Source organism: Bacillus cereus group sp. Bce019, assembly GCF_051781745.1.
Lineage (GTDB): Bacteria > Bacillota > Bacilli > Bacillales > Bacillaceae_G > Bacillus_A > Bacillus_A cereus.
Genome location: NZ_JBPWJX010000276.1, coordinates 1 through 250, shown reverse-complemented (window position 1 = coordinate 250; position 250 = coordinate 1). Strand labels below are relative to the sequence as shown.

Here is a 250-nt window from a genome sequence, read left to right as displayed (position 1 = left end):
CGGGTGATTTTGCCGTTCTCAATGAGATAAGCTTCCGACGCGGTAAATACAAATTTGCCTGATGTAATATCTACCTGGCCGCCAGCAAAGTGTGGCGCATAAATGCCTTTCTCTACACTCCCAATGATATCAGCCGGGTTATGTTCGCCGCCAAGCATATACGTATTGGTCATTCGCGGCATGGGCAGATGCGCAAAAGACTCGCGCCGGCCGTTACCGGTCGGTGCCATGCCCATCAACCGGGCATTCA

General features: G+C 52.4%; 1 protein-coding gene. It reads right to left on the bottom strand.

Annotation, left to right across the window (positions count from 1 at the left end; genetic code table 11):
- Window positions 1-230: metallopeptidase TldD-related protein (locus tag ACS2QP_RS28320; protein WP_438883146.1), on the bottom strand; the 230-nt coding region annotated here is incomplete at its 3' end.
- Between the last annotated feature and the right edge of the window lie 20 nt (window positions 231-250).